The 15735-nt window shown below is 47.9% G+C and carries 11 protein-coding genes; 5 read left to right on the top strand and 6 right to left on the bottom strand.

Annotated features, from left to right (window positions below):
- Positions 1-105: 105 nt before the first annotated feature.
- Positions 106-2007, top strand: coding sequence for an MOSC N-terminal beta barrel domain-containing protein (locus tag L4D19_RS01935; protein ID WP_428450929.1), 1902 nt, complete (start codon positions 106-108; stop codon positions 2005-2007).
- 61 nt (positions 2008-2068) lie between these two features.
- On the opposite strand, the gene murQ is transcribed toward L4D19_RS01935, so the two are convergent.
- The 5 genes from murQ to L4D19_RS01960 all read right to left on the bottom strand — a co-directional run bounded on the left by murQ (position 2069) and on the right by L4D19_RS01960 (position 7402).
- Entirely contained in the window at positions 2069-2968 is a 900-nt protein-coding gene (gene murQ / locus L4D19_RS01940; protein WP_428450930.1) for an N-acetylmuramic acid 6-phosphate etherase, read from the bottom strand.
- Between the two features lie 406 nt (positions 2969-3374).
- A complete protein-coding gene (locus L4D19_RS01945; RefSeq protein ID WP_428450931.1) occupies positions 3375-3590 on the bottom strand; it encodes a hypothetical protein in 216 nt (71 codons plus the stop codon).
- Between the two features lie 190 nt (positions 3591-3780).
- Entirely contained in the window at positions 3781-4989 is a 1209-nt protein-coding gene (locus tag L4D19_RS01950; protein WP_428450932.1) for an ammonium transporter, read from the bottom strand.
- 314 nt (positions 4990-5303) lie between these two features.
- A complete protein-coding gene (locus tag L4D19_RS01955) occupies positions 5304-6704 on the bottom strand; it encodes a tryptophanase (protein ID WP_428450933.1) in 1401 nt (466 codons plus the stop codon).
- 374 nt (positions 6705-7078) lie between these two features.
- Positions 7079-7402 carry a hypothetical protein gene (locus tag L4D19_RS01960; protein ID WP_428450934.1) on the bottom strand — a complete coding sequence of 108 codons (324 nt, stop codon included), beginning with the start codon at positions 7400-7402 and terminating at the stop codon, positions 7079-7081.
- 707 nt (positions 7403-8109) lie between these two features.
- On the opposite strand from L4D19_RS01960, the gene L4D19_RS01965 reads away from it, so the two are divergent.
- The 3 genes from L4D19_RS01965 to L4D19_RS01975 all read left to right on the top strand — a co-directional run bounded on the left by L4D19_RS01965 (position 8110) and on the right by L4D19_RS01975 (position 11696).
- Positions 8110-8310, top strand: a complete 201-nt coding sequence (locus tag L4D19_RS01965) for a hypothetical protein (protein ID WP_160651452.1) — start codon at positions 8110-8112, stop codon at positions 8308-8310.
- Positions 8311-8833: 523 nt separating this feature from the next.
- On the top strand, positions 8834-10741 hold the full coding sequence (locus L4D19_RS01970; protein ID WP_428450935.1) for a methyl-accepting chemotaxis protein: 1908 nt from the start codon (positions 8834-8836) through the stop codon (positions 10739-10741).
- Positions 10742-10811: 70 nt separating this feature from the next.
- Positions 10812-11696: a LysR substrate-binding domain-containing protein gene (locus tag L4D19_RS01975; protein WP_428450936.1), complete on the top strand. Its 885-nt coding sequence runs from the start codon at positions 10812-10814 to the stop codon at positions 11694-11696.
- On the opposite strand, the gene L4D19_RS01980 is transcribed toward L4D19_RS01975, so the two are convergent.
- Complete coding sequence (locus L4D19_RS01980) at positions 11689-13485, bottom strand: sigma-54-dependent Fis family transcriptional regulator (RefSeq protein WP_428450937.1); 1797 nt, start codon at positions 13483-13485, stop codon at positions 11689-11691. The genes L4D19_RS01975 and L4D19_RS01980 overlap by 8 nt on opposite strands.
- A gap of 274 nt (positions 13486-13759) precedes the next feature.
- Between L4D19_RS01980 and exaC the strand changes: the two genes are divergently transcribed.
- Positions 13760-15280: an acetaldehyde dehydrogenase ExaC gene (gene exaC, locus L4D19_RS01985; protein WP_428450938.1), complete on the top strand. Its 1521-nt coding sequence runs from the start codon at positions 13760-13762 to the stop codon at positions 15278-15280.
- Positions 15281-15735: the final 455 nt, after the last annotated feature.

The following is a 15735-nucleotide window of genomic DNA, read 5'->3' on the forward strand; positions in this document are numbered from 1 at the left end:
CAACAATCACAATCACCTCAAGCGCCTCTAACCCCACGAGGCGCTTTTTTCTGCCCAGATCGCTCTCTATACCCTTCGCCTCTGATAGAATACAACCCGAAACATATGAAAAATAACAATTCAAGGACAGTCGCCGTGAGCAAGTCAACCTCTGCCGGGTCCCCGGTTCACTCGCAACAAACACCTAATTCTCAACATCCCGTTCTTACCCAGATCAATGTCTTTCCCGTTAAATCCATCGGAGGACTCAGCCAGTCTCAGGCATGGGTAGAAAAACAAGGACTCTGCTTTGATCGGCGTTTCATGGTAGCCAAAATAGACGGCAGTATGCTCACTGCCCGTAAATATCCGGAGCTGGTAAAAGTAACGGCAACCCTGCAGCCCCACGGGCTGACATTGAGCTTTCCGGATATGTCACCATTGGTCCTGAAATATGCCGACTTTACGATGAACGAGGCCAATACACAGGTTTGGAATGACTCCTTCAGTGCCTATACGACCCTATCAAAAGCCGATGCCTGGTTCAGCCATATTACTGGCGAACCCGTCCGCTTGCTTTACACTGGCGAACAGTCGAATCGAGTACGTCCCAAGATCCAGCAAAATGTCAGTTTCGCTGATGGCTATCCGCTACTGGTGATCAGCGAAGCCTCACTCGATGCCCTGAATGAACGTAGCTCACAGCACCATACCATGGATCAGTTCCGTACCAATCTGGTTGTTGGCGGTACCGAGGCCTTCGCCGAAGACAGCTGGAAACGCATTCGAATTGGCGAAGTCGAGTTTGAATCGGTGAAGCCCTGTGCGCGTTGTATTCTCACCACGGTCGATCCCAAAACCGCCCGCTTTAATGAGCAAAAAGAACCGCTGGCCACACTATCCAAATTCCGCTCTGATTCATCGGGTGATGTCTATTTCGGCCAAAACCTCATCGCCCTGAATGAAGGCGTAATTAAGGCAGGTGATAGAGTAGAAATACTTGAATCCAAACCTAAAGAAGAATACCCCGACAACAGCGATCTGAACCTGACGCTAACCTGCGTCGAGCGTGAAGAAATTGCCCGCGATTTTTGCACATTCTGGCTCGAACCAACCAAACAGCAAACACTACCGGCCTACCAGCCCGGCCAACACCTGCCACTTCAGGTCGAGATCAACGGTGAGTTTATTGCCCGTCGCTATACACTTTCTTCGAGCCCTTCACGACCAGGAAAGTACGCTATTTCGGTAAAACGCATCAACGACGGACGGGTCTCAAACTGGCTCCATGACCACTTGATGGTCGGCGACACATTGGTTGCCGAGAAACCAGACGGTACTTTCCACCTTGGCCTGCATACCGACAAGCTATTATTGCTCTCGGCTGGCAGCGGGGTGACCCCAATGCTCTCCATGTTGCGTTATCTTGCCGATCACGATCAGATCCGTGATGTCGTGTTTTACCACCAGTGCCGAAGCCAGGCAGACATCCCTTATCAGCCGGAGCTTGAAGCATTGGCCGAGCAATATCCGCAGCTGAGGGTACATATCGCACTTAGCCGCCCTGAGAACACATGGACTGGTCTCAACGGGCGCCTCTCGGCATCACACCTAGAACACATTCCGACTTTGGCAGAACGTCAGGTCTTTGTCTGCGGTCCCGACAACTTTATGGCCGATGCCAAACACCTGCTTACCGAAGCCGGATTAGATGAATCAAACTATCACCAGGAGGCCTTCGGTCCGGTCAGAGGCAATGTCGAAGCTAACAAAGCCGTCACGATCAGCCTCAATGGCAACCTGTTTCAAGGAGATAACCAGCAAACCTTACTCGAACAGGCTGAAAATGCCGGGCTTTCTATATCAAACAGCTGCCGTGCCGGGTTCTGTGGTGCGTGCAAAGTGACGCTGGAATCTGGCGAGGTCGAACAACCGGACGTACCGGCGTTACTGCCTGGAGAGAAGGAGGACGGCAAGGTACTTGCGTGCTGCTGTATTCCTAAGACAGACGTGGAGGTTAGGTCCTAGGTTCCAAGCGAATTATGAAGCTCCTCTTCAATAGCAATGAAGAGGAGCAAAATGCCGAATATCAGCGTTCAATCGCCTTACGGATAAAGCCGTTATTGTTGACCAGCAGTAATTTAGCTTCTTCAGCAGACAGCTGAGCCAAGATCATCACAATGGCGGTCTTACAATGACCGTTACAAGCCTCCAGCGCGGTTTCTGCTTCTTCACGGTTGCACTCAGTGGCTTCCATTACAATCTTCTTTTGTCGCTCGACAAGTTTTGCATTGGTAGCTTCAACATCAACCATCAGGTTGCCATACACTTTACCAGTTCGGATCATTGCCCCGGTGGTCAGCATATTGAGTACCAGCTTCTGCGCCGTGCCCGCTTTCATCCGGGATGATCCTGTTACCACTTCGGGACCGACCACTGGCGTAATACTGATATCAGCCAGCTCTGTCATCTCACTTTGCGGGTTACAACTGATACAGGCAACAGTGGCACCAACAGATTTGGCATAGCTCATCGCTCCCTGCACATACGGAGTCCGCCCGCTGGCTGCAATCCCAACCAACACGTCGTGCTGATTGAAATTGAGCGCCTTAAGATCGCCGGCACCGAGTTCGCGGTTATCTTCGGCATTTTCGACCGCTTTGAAGATAGCCTGATGTCCTCCGGCAATCAGACCAACCACCTGTTCTGGTTTGCTTCCATAGGTTGGAGGACACTCACTGGCATCCAGAATACCCAGCCGGCCGGAAGTGCCAGCACCTGAGTAAATCAGTCGTCCGCCTTTTTGAAAAGCTGCAGCAATCACATCCACAGCCTGGGCAATCTCCGGCAACGCCTGTTCGACCGCCAAAGCTACCTTTTTATCTTCGTCATTAATCACTTTTAGCATGTCGAGCGTATTCAAGGTATCAATGTGCTGGCTGGCGGTGTTACGGCTCTCCGTCACCATCTTGGATAGGTCAATCTTCATCGGGATCTCTACAGTCACAATCACTATACCCAAGCTACCTCAAAATGCTCGTTTCAGCGAGAATTACTTGGCTTGTAGGCTAGGCACCGATTAGAAAATCTAGTGGCTCTAAATTAATAATCGGTAACAACGCATAGAAGCCAAGTAAACTAGCCCTTTGGGAGTGAGCCAGCGACCCCATTTCTGTGTCAAATAACGTTGAAAGGGAAAGCCATTCCTACCGTCATTTTCCTTGAACTGAGCTCGCTGGACTCACTCTGAATCCTGCATCTTGAGGTAGCTTGGGTATATTGTCTGTAATTCTACGAGATAAACGGCAGGGGCAACATAGCTATGCCTAATAACTGAGGCTAACTTGCATAATAAATAAGTACTAATCTAATGAGATTATATTAAGAATTAACTATTACTTATCAAAGGTTAAATACTTAGTTCTGTAGTCTGCCGCTTTGGCGAAAATAACAATAAACACCATCACAACTAATAACCCTGGTGCATATTCTATCTTTTCGTTTTCAATGAGTTGATAACAGCAAAATAAGAAGAAGCCATTAACAATTAATAAGTTAACTGCATGAATGACCGGATGTTTAACAGAAAAGCTTGCATACAACTTAAACATGTTCTACTGCCTCATCTACAGGAAGAGATTAAAACATCATGCATATTCTCGGACTTTGAATACTGCTATTTGTCTTGGGTGACAAAATTGTCACTTAAGTCTAATCCATTTTGTTCATTTGTGTGCTCAGAAGGCAAAAAAATGCCTGACACGTGGTCAGGCATTAATAAGAAACATCAGGTTATCGCAGTTAGTCTAAGTTGATTGCCCCAATTTTGTGGATAGACAGATCAGCACCGTTGTACTCTTCTTCATCCGTCAGGCGCAGACCAACCGTCTTCTTAATTATACCGTAGACAATAGCGGCGCCCACCACGGCAACGATAATACCAGCCAGCGTACCAATGAACTGGCTTGCCAAGCTAACTCCGCCAAGCCCGCCAAACGCCTCGCTACCAAAGATACCAGCTGCGATACCGCCCCATGCACCACATACACCGTGCAACGGCCATACACCCAAAACATCATCAAGCATGAGCTTGTTCTGGATGTAGGTAAATAACCAGACAAACAAGGCACCCGCCACCGCACCGGTAACCAGTGCACCAACTGGATGCATCAGATCAGATCCGGCACACACTGCTACCAAACCGGCTAACGGTCCGTTGTGAATAAAACCGGGGTCGTTCTTGCCGACAAACAGCGATGTAATGATCCCGCCGACCATTGCCATCAGGCTGTTTACCGCCACCAAACCACTAATGCCATCCATTGTTTGCGCCGACATCACGTTAAAGCCGAACCAACCCACGGTCAGGATCCATGCACCTAATGCCAATAGCGGGATATTGGACGGGGCAAACGCGATCAATCGACCTCCACGGTAGCGACCATTTCGGATCCCCAGCATGGCAACCACGACTAAGGCAATCCACCCACCGACACCGTGAACAACCACAGAGCCGGCAAAGTCATGGAATGCCGCACCAAATGTCTCGGTCAACCAATCCTGAAAACCATAATTGCCGTTCCAGATCACCCCTTCGAAAAACGGATAGACCAACCCTACCGTGAAAAACGACCCGACCAACATAGGATAGAAACGAGCACGTTCTGCAATACCGCCCGATATTATCGCGGGGATCGCCGCAGCAAACGTCATCAGGAAGAAGAACTTCACCAACTCATAGCCACTGTTGGCACTTAACTGCTCGGCGCTGGACAAAAAGGTAATGTCATAAGCAACCCAGTAGCCAATAAAGAAATAAGCAATCGCAGAGAAGCCGAAATCGGCGATGATTTTTACGAGCGCATTAACTTGGTTTTTTTGTCTGACTGTTCCTACTTCCAAAAAGGCAAAACCGGCATGCATGGCAAGGACCATAATTGCCCCTAGCAATATAAATAACGTATTCGAGCTTTGGATCAATATTTCTACAGCACTGTTGAGGTTTTCCACAAACGACTCCACATCCTTGTTGATTAATCTTGTTTGCGTTGTGGTTATTGCAGATTTTGTGCCGCTTTGACCCATTTCAGGGTTCCAATTTGGACCACCTAACAAAAAATCATCTAACATTTTGTTTTATATACAATAAGAAGAAAAGCATGATGCACGAAATATGTGCATCACATATCAGCAATAGTAGCAATGTTGCATATTTTATTCTGAGTTTGACTTAAGCTTGCGCTCTTGATTGGTGCAAACCAACAGGAAATGCACCTTTATAGTGCTTTGGCTATGAATTACGCCAATAACATTCAGCTCATCATTTACCCAACCGGTTTTAGCCTGGCTGTAAAGTGACGCAGCACTGGTGGCTCATACTCGAACCTCAGTCCTTTGATGTCACTAGCCCGTTTGCAGACCGCGATCAGTGCATCGGCAATATAGTCCATGTGATCATTGGTATAGACACGGCGCGGAATGGTCAGCCGCATCAGTTCAAGCGGAGTGGGCTTCTGCCTGCCCGTTTCGGGGTCGCGCCCCAGCAGCAATGAGCCAATCTCGACAGCGCGGACGCCGGCTTCAAGATAGAGCTCGTTGCACAGGGCATGGGCCGGAAACTGCTCCGGCGGGATGTGCGGCAGAATCTTCTTAGCATCGACGAATACTGCATGGCCCCCCGTCGGGTACTGAATAGGAACACCCGCTTCACGAAGACGCTCACCGAGATATTCAACCTGACTGATCCGGTAGTGCAGAAAGTTCTCGTCGGCCCCTTCATATAGACCACGAGCCAGCACTTCCATATCACGTCCGGCCATACCGCCATAGGTCACAAAACCTTCCATCGGCACGCAACGAGTTCGTACGGCCTGAAAAAGCTCCTCATGATCACGGATACAGCAGAGGCCGCCGATATTGACCATAGGATCTTTTTTGGCCGACATCGTTAGCATATCGCCGTATTGATACATCTCACGAATGATTTCAAGGATAGAGTGGTTCTCGTAACCCGGTTCACGCTGCTTGATAAAGTAGGCATTCTCACAGTAGCGGGCAGAATCAATGACCACCGGAATGTCATTGTTTTTCGCGATATCATAGACAGCCCGCATGTTGGCCATCGATACGGGCTGCCCTCCCGAGCTATTGCAGGTAATGGTGGTAATAATGGCGGCAATATTCTTCGAGCCGTAATGTTCGATAGTCGCTTTGAGCTTATCGAGGTCAAAATTCCCCTTCCAGTCTTCATAGATATCGGTATCAAAAGCTTTCTCAGTCAATACATTGATCGCCTTGCCGCCGTTGAGCTCGACATGCCCTGCCGTGGTGTCGAAATGATAATTAGAAATAAACACCGGCTCATCACCACCACGGACGGTTTTCATTCGTTCTATCAAACACGGAAACAGGATTTGTTCTGCTCCCCGCCCCTGGTGAGCAGGAACTGTCAGCTTGTACCCGAAGAAGTGTTCTACCGCCTCGCACAAATGAAAATAGTTACGGCTACCAGCATAGGACTCATCTCCCATCATCAGGCCTGCCCACTGTGTATCACTCATCGCCCCTGTGCCGGAGTCGGTCAGCAGATCGATATAGACATCTTCGCTTTTTAGCATAAACGGATTGTAACCAGCCTCGATTAGAGCCTCGCGACGATCATTTTCATCGGTCATACGGATCGGCTCTACCATCTTGATGCGAAAAGGTTCAGGAATACGTTTCATAGACGTTGCCTCATAAATAACGTTACGGCCTGCTGACGAACGAGCACAAAAATGTAGGTAGTGATGGAGTTACAACGCTGAGGCAGAAGGAAAATCGTGAGAGAGGCGAAAGTCTTGGTTATACCAAGACGGAAACTCAAGTGTTGTGTCTGGCGAATGCAAGCAGGTTTGGCTCATCATCTCCTCCTTCCCTTAAGTAAGCTTATAGCAGCTTGATAATGGGCGAATCACGAACGGATACCTGCGTTGAGTATAGTTAGAGGTCGGCGATAAACGAAACAGCCGCAATAAAATCCCTTTATTGCGACTGCCTAGTGATCGTGTATATCCATTAAGCTTTTTTCCAGTAAAACTTTCTCCAAATTCAGTTTTGGTCATGAACGGTTTGATGGTATCAGGCGATGAGCCGATGCCATGTTACCTTCACCATCAGTGGCATTAATCGTTACCGAGCGTGCTGATTCACCGTTGCTGTGAACAAATACGCGCCCGTTATCAGCCGTTACATAAGACTGATTGGTATCACCCTGGATGGATACCGTTGCACCGGCTTGTGGCTGGCCTGCTTTTTCAACCACAACCCAGGCACCGCCTTTTTGTGGTGAGACATCCAATGTCAGTTCATGTTGGAAATCGGCCAGGGCTGCACCAGAAAAAGTGGCTGTGGCTAGGGTAAGAGCGGCAATTGATTTTTTCATAACGTCCTCACTTTCGAGCTGTTGTCTGTATGGTGTTTCGCAGTCTGTCTGCGTGTTGATAATCATCATAGGCGTGACGAACCTCACACTCCATAACGTATTTTGAGAGGTGTTGTTCGAAAAATTTGAGCAAGAATTTTGAATGTTATCCGGTCTGAGAGGGAGTTAGACTAATAGTTTCACGCTAAGCCAAGTAATCATCACTTTCAGCCAACATGCAATAAAAAACATATAAATCAGTCACTTCTGATTATCAAAAGACCACACCTAAACTTGCGTCACATTTTTATGCAAGAAAAATGTTTACAGGACACAAATTTATGGTTAGTGTTTTGTGGTCTGCGACTCAGACCTAAAAATGATTTTCGAAGAACACTTCACACTCCTAGCTTCTCGCCAAAGCCTGCTGTAAAGAAGAACCTCCTAAAGATCATATCGATGATTTATTTCCACTGCCGTCGTGTATGCCAAACAAACTGAACAACTCTGATTGGTTCAGATAATGACTTCGTTTGGTATCGTTGCAATCGACCATGCAGTGAAGCGCTTTTGAGTAGGGTGAACTCATAGCGGTAAATAGATAAAGGTCAATGAGTTAAAACGATAACAACCGCTAGCCGAGGGCTGCGGGACTAACTTATCTACTCAATTTGATAGCCACAAGCATAACGCTCTTAAAGCATTGTTTGGGCAAAAAAGGAAAAATTATGATTTCACAAACCGGTATTATCCGTAGCTTCAATATTAAAGACAAAACAGGCCTAATTACTTGCGATCTTGGCGGCGATATCCGTTTTGATGCTGCAAATATCAACAGTGCTTGCCAACCTGTTTCTGGCAGCTTGGTTGAGTTCATTATGGATGACTCAGCAAGCAAACTACAGGCAGTCAACATCCGCTTTATCTAAGCGAAGAAAACTGTATTTCCTACGCTGTGGCACTGTCTGCCGCCACAGCGTCAGAATTATTCACATTAAATATAAGCACTTTGTTTTATACTGTCATGAGACACTCTGTGACTTTTATTCCAAAGACAAATACGATTCTAAATAACAAGCGATAGACTACCCGGGTCGTCATTATTTTGACGTCGCGTTAATAGCATCCAGCCATATCAATAGTTAGAACTACAATTCTACTCAATCCAATACTTTACTCTATTTATTAGAGTAAAAGCACCAATAATTAATATAAAACCCTAAAGATAATTATGGAAAATCAAAAGCATTATTGAAAAATAAAGTTTCAAGTGGAAAATAAAAAAGCCATTCTCAATTAGTATATTTCACTCACAACTATTTTTCTGTATTATGCCCATCCCAAAATATATAGACATATAAAATATTCACTCTCATTTGATTTACTGACAAATTTGTTAACTAATCAAGTGAAGAAAGTGCATCATAAAATTAATATCAAAGATGAGGCTGTATGAAGGGTCTAGGGTTTAAACATTCGCTGATCGTTTCAATTGCATTATGGACAATTTTGTCAATTGGAGCAGCAAACTATATTTCTTACTTGAACCAAAGGGACGGATTAATTAATGAGGTAACACGTTCAACTGTTACTTTTGTTCGAGACCAAAGTTCATCAATTGAAGAATTCATTCATCAAAAATCTCAAGGCTTACATAATCTCGCTTCGAAATATAAAGTGAATAATTATACCGACGGACATATCCAGCGCATGATTGACGGTGCTGCAATTGCTAATCTCAGTAACTTAATGATTGGCTTTAACGATGGTGTCGCTTACAAATCCACACCGGATCCGAAATGGGTCAACTATACCAACCCAAGCACCTACGACCCAAGAAGACGTCCTTGGTGGACACAGGTCAGCAATGGCTCAGGCGTGGTATTTACTGATGTCTACGCCGACAGCTCAACCAAAAAACTAATGATCAGCTTTGGCGAGACGGTAAATGAAGGAATATTATTAGGCGATATCGAACTCGATTTATTAAATGATGTCGTCAAGTCAATCGATATTCCAGGCTCGGTTTCAATGATTATTGATAGTGACACAACAATACTCGCCACATCGACGGGCACAGTTGAAAATGGAAAAAAACTCACCAATTATTCACATCTTAAAGATATCGCACTTTCAACTGTTTCGAGTGAGCAATTAGTTCGGGATTATATAAATTCTGCCGGATTAGATAAAACAATGTTTACTCATGAAATAATCATTGGAAATAAAAAGTGGTATCTGATGATTGGGCTAGATAAATCGATCACCTATGCCTCTCTCGACTCGGCCCGTGAAGATTCACTGTTTACAACAATTGGCTTTGTCATCTTCGGCATTATTCTGGTACTGATGCTCCTTAAATGGCTCTATACGCCCATTCTGCAATTAAAAGACACTGTCGTAGGCCTTTCGCAAGGAAATGGGGATTTAACTCAGCGTCTGGATGTAAAAACCGATGACGATCTGGGTCAAATAGCAGCTGGTATAAATCAGTTCATCGAAAGCCTGCAAAAAATGATGCTGGAAATTGAGGCCGCCTCTCATCATTTGCATTCAAATGTGGCAGCCCTGCAAGCTCAGACTGACGACAACACCAAGATATTGCAAAGCCATATCACAGAAACCGAGCAAGTGGTCACGGCTGTAGAGGAAATGAACTCCACCGCCGAGTCAGTCGCCGTCAATGCAGCTGAGGCCGCTCAATTCACCCAAGAGGCCAATCTGACCAGCGAGCAATCAAAAGGTATTGTTAACCAGGCCCAGGTCACAGTTGCGGCGCTAATCAACGACGTTGATGCCGCAGCCAGCAATGTCCAAAAGATGAGTGATGAAACGCAAAGCATCAATGCCATCTTGACTGTTATCGGTGAGATAGCCGAACAAACTAACCTACTCGCACTGAATGCGGCTATTGAGGCAGCTCGTGCCGGCGATCAAGGCCGGGGCTTTGCCGTTGTTGCCGATGAGGTTCGTAATCTGGCTAGCAGAACCAAGGCAAGTACTACCGAAATCGAAGAGGCGCTTGAGCGACTACTTCAGGGAAATCAGTCTATGGTTGAGGCAATGAATAACACCAAAGCCCGTTGCCAGGAAACGGCCAACGGTGCCACCGACGTTGCAGCCAGCCTGGAAACGATGAACAATTATGTGTCAGAGATTAACGACCTGAGCGCACAAATTGCGACTGCGGCAGAAGAACAGAGCAGTGTGACGCAGGAAGTGAGCCGTAACATGGCTGCCATCAGCGAGATCGTCACTCAACTTGATAGCGGCGGTACACATACTGCCGAAGAGACAGCCAATATCGCGGCGGTAAACGCCCAACTTGCTGCCATTGTGGGTAAATTCAGGCTGAAGTAACACTCGATATTATTTCCTGGTTAGCAGATAATTAGCCGCAAGAAGTCTTTATTTTTACGTGGATGTAATAATGTTTAACTGGGAAGGGGTGAGTGAATTTGTTGCTGTGGCCGAAGCGGAAAGCTTTACCGCAGCAGCAAAACGACTGGGTATATCAACGGCTCAGGTCAGCCGCCAAATCAGCGCATTAGAAGCAAGACTGGCAGCCAAGCTGTTTTACCGCACGACCCGCAAAGTATCAGTCACTGATGTCGGCCGGATTTATTACCAACACTGCCGTCAGGTACTCGACGGACTTGAGGAAGCAGAGCGAGCCATTAGTAACCTGCAAAGCTCGCCACGTGGCAAACTCAAGGTAACCGCGCCTGTCACCTATGGTGAAGGAACGATTGCTCCGCTCATCAATAACTTTGCTCAGCAATACCCCGATCTAGACGTTGAATTTCACTTATCAAACCAGAAAGTCGATCTGATTGACGAAGGTTTCGATCTGGCGATCCGACTCGGCAAGCTTGATGATTCCAGTATGATGGCCAAGCGGCTGGGTTCCCGTACCCAATATGTCTGCGCCTCGGAGACCTACCTGACAACCTATGGTGTGCCCTACTCACTATCTGAGCTGGAACAGCATAACTGCCTGCGGGGAACCCTGGATTACTGGCGCTTTCAGGAGCAAGGCAAAGCTCGCAATATTCGGATCAAGGGAAGTCTGCGCTGCAACAGCGGCCATGCGCTGACCGATGCTGCACTGAAAGGGCTTGGCATTGTCCAGCTTCCGGATTATTACGTACAGCAATATCTCGACAATGGCCAGCTGACCGCACTACTAACCCAGTTTACCGAAAGAGACGACGGGATTTGGGCCTTGTACCCGCATAACCGTCATCTGTCACCGAAGGTCCGGATGCTGGTTGATTACCTTGATGAGCAACTTAACTCGCTTGCGGTCAGTTAATCCCCAGCTTCCTGAGCTTGCGATACAACGTATTACGGCTGACACCCAACATCCGCGCGGTTTTGCTGATATTGCCCTTATTAGCATGGTAGGTCTCAAGCAAGGTATCCGAAATCGTTGTTCGCAAGTCTTTGCTCGGTATTACTTCCTCATCATGAGCAGAAACCTGTTTTAGCAAAGGCGCGGCAATGTGCTGTGGCAGATGGCTCAAGGTAAGCAACCGGGCATCGTCCGACAACAATGATGCCACCCGCAACACATTATCCAGCTCGCGGATATTGCCGGGCCAGTTATAGGCCGTCAACAGCGTCATCAAGTGTTCACAGATATGCTGTTCTGCCGTTTGGTGTTTACGGTGAATAGCAGCGATCAACGCCTCGCAATCCTGACGCTCGCGCAAGGCGGGTAGCGTCAGGATCAACCCATTCAAACGGTAATAGAGGTCCTGGCGGAACAGGCCTTGTGCCACCAACTCCTCAAGATTTTTATGGGTTGCGGCGACGATTTGGATATCTACCTTGCTAGGCTGGTTACAGCCAATAGGCACGACTTCCTTTTCCTGTAGCACATGTAATAGTCGACACTGGGCTGCCAGCGGCATATCGGCAATTTCATCTAGGAACAGAATCCCCTTATCGGCCTGGCGAACCTTGCCCTGGTAACCTTGCTTGCTGGCACCGGTAAACGCCCCCGGCGCATAACCGAAGAGCTCCGATTCAATCAGATCTTGCGGCAATGCCCCACAGTTAACCGCCACCAGCGGGCCGGTACGGCGCTGACTATGGCAATGTAACTGTTTGACGAATTCGCCTTTACCGACTCCCGTCTCACCCAAAATCAGCAGGCTGACGTCTTTGTTGATCAACTTACAGGCCTGCTGCCACGCCTGCTCCATCCGGTCGTCACCATAATGAAGCGGGCAAGACGGTGAGTACACAGGAGAAGATCGGGGTACTGTCTCCGCTTTTCGGATCGGCTGGCAGTTAAAGACCAGCTCACCGGACGGAACCAGCGAACGACTGACAGTTTGCAGCGAGCTATCCATCAATACATCAATATGGCACCCCAGCATCTGCCGGTGATCCAGCAAGCGGGCCGCAACAGCGTTATGGGCTACTACATGGCCCGCTTCATCTGCGATAACAATCCCCTGCCAACCACTGTTTAGCAACTGCTTATCTAAGGCGACATCGACCCTGATTTTACCATTGGGTACCTGACACAACAGGCTGTTTTCGATTAACTGAACCATATTCTGGATCAACATCTGTGTCTGCGTCGAGTGCACTTTCTGTTCGCTGGTGATATCTAACACTCCCAGCAACTCGCCGGACGAGCTAAATACCGGTCCGGCCGAGCAGCTGATAAATCGGTGCTTGCGAATAAAGTGCTGATCCCCCACTACCATAACGAAACGTTGATCGGCCAGTGCCGTACCGATGGCATTGGTTCCCTTCAGGTTCTCCTGCCAGCAGACCCCCGATTCAAGGGCAATGCTGGTCAGGCGTTGTTCAAATCGGGACTGCCCCCATGCACGGATGATCACGCCTTCCTCGTCAGTCAGTATCAGACGGCTGTTAGTGCCGGCAAACATCTGATTAAACAAAGGGACAGCCAGCTGCTCTACCGCCGCTGTCAGATGCTTCGCACGGTGTTGTCGCTGAACAAGCTGGTCTTGCTCGAGCCGGATGTGTTCTGGGACATGCTGCTCATCAAGCCCTGCCTGCTGGCTGCGACGCCAAGATTGTTCCAGCCAGTCATGCTGGGGAGAATCAACGAATGGGTGCATAGATTAACTGTTCCATGTTGTCACAGAGCAAGTGTGCCATTTTGTAACAGTTGAACAATTTCAACAGCGTGGCGTTCTCATCTGTGAATGCAGAGGTTATCTCATAAAATTTTATTAATCATAGCGTTACATTTTATTAACAACAAGTCTGCCATTCTGGCCTGCTGTTTGCGTTAGTAAGAAACAAGAGCAACACAACAAAACATGCTTAAAAACAATCAGCTGTATCGATACAGCCACTATTTCGTGAACAGAAGCAAAGAAGGAACGACCTATGATCTACGCGCAACCAGGAACCGACAATGCTGTTATTACATTCAAGCCTCAGTACGACAACTATATTGGCGGAGAATGGATCAAGCCTGTCAGCGGAGAGTATTTCGATAATGTCTCGCCAGTAAACGGCGAAGCCTATTGTCAGGTTGCCAAGTCAGGCGAAGCCGACATTAATCTTGCACTGGATGCCGCCCACAATGTACGCACCAGTTGGGCTGCTACCAGCGTTACCGAACGCGCCAATATCCTGCTGAAAATCGCCGATCGTATCGAACAGAACATCGAGATGCTGGCCGTTGCTGAAACCTGGGAAAACGGCAAGCCAGTACGAGAAACTCTTGCGGCCGACCTACCACTGGTCGTTGATCACTTCCGCTACTTTGCCGGTTGTATCCGGGCACAGGAAGGCTCTGCTGCCGAGCTCGACGCCAATACAGCAAGCTACCACTTCCCGGAGCCTATTGGTGTCGTTGGCCAAATCATCCCGTGGAACTTCCCAATGCTGATGGCAGCATGGAAACTGGCACCTGCGATGGCAGCTGGCTGTTGTGTGGTCCTGAAACCAGCCGAGCAAACACCGACTTCGATACTGGTATTGATGGAAACCATCGGTGATCTGATCCCGGCTGGCGTAGTTAACATCGTCAATGGCTATGGCCATGAAGCAGGACAGGCACTGGCCACCAGTAACCGTATCGCCAAGCTGGCCTTTACAGGTTCAACCGAGGTCGGTAACCATATTCTGAAATGCGCAGCTGACAGCTTGATCCCGTCAACGGTCGAACTGGGCGGCAAATCTCCAAACATCTACTTTGGCGATATTTTCGATCATGAAGATGCCTATCTGGACAAGTGTATCGAAGGGATACTGCTGGCCTTCTTCAATCAGGGAGAAGTCTGTACCTGTCCTTCTCGAGTATTGATCCATGAATCCATCTACGATGAATTCATCGCCAAAGTCGTCGAACGCGCACAAAACATCAAACAGGGTAACCCGCTCGATACCGACACCCAAGTCGGAGCGCAGGCATCAAAGGAACAGTTCGACAAGATCCTGAGCTATCTGGAAATTGGTCGTAATGAGGGCGCCGAAGTACTGGTGGGCGGCAGTGCCGTCGAACAGAGCGATGGGCTGGAGCAAGGTTACTACATTGCCCCGACCATGCTAAAAGGCAACAACAAAATGCGGGTGTTCCAGGAAGAAATTTTCGGCCCGGTCATTGCTATCACCACCTTCAAAGATGAAGCCGAGGCACTGGAGATTGCCAACGATACCGAGTACGGCCTGGGTGCTGGAGTATGGACTCGGGATACCAACCTCGCCTACCGCATGGGACGTAAGATCGAAGCAGGCCGGATCTGGATCAACTGCTACCACGCCTATCCGGCACATGCCGCCTTTGGTGGTTACAAGAAGTCAGGTATCGGCAGGGAGACCCACAAGATGATGCTTGATCACTATCAGAACACTAAGAACCTTCTGGTTAGCTATGACGTAAACCCATTGGGCTTCTTTTAACTCATTGACTAACTTCTAACCATCCTCCCAGCAGGCCTACTCCCCGCAGGCCTGCTGATTGTTGAGTCAAAAATTACTCATATCTCCGCTATATCTCATCGCTGCTAACTTGTCCCTTTGAAGTTCGGTAACAAAATGTAAATAACGACAGCTTTACGTGCCAGACACATGTAATATTCAGCGCGTATCAAGCTAGTAGTTGAGAAACTACGCGAGTATTGTTTTGTTGAAGGGGTATCACGTATGGAATGCCAATGCACCCAAATCGTCCGTGTAAAACGGAATTTCTGGCAACGTATGGTCTATAAGTCCATCCACCGCTGCACACAGTGCGGAAGAGTATTTAAGCTATAAGCATTACTCTGCCAGAGCAAAATAACTAATACTAGAACGGTGCATATCGAACATCGTCATTGGCTATGAAAGTCCACAAGAAGCAAACACACAAAGAAAAA

Origin of the sequence: Photobacterium kasasachensis, from assembly GCF_050336885.1 — a bacterium.
Classification (GTDB): Bacteria; Pseudomonadota; Gammaproteobacteria; order Enterobacterales; family Vibrionaceae; genus Photobacterium; species Photobacterium kasasachensis.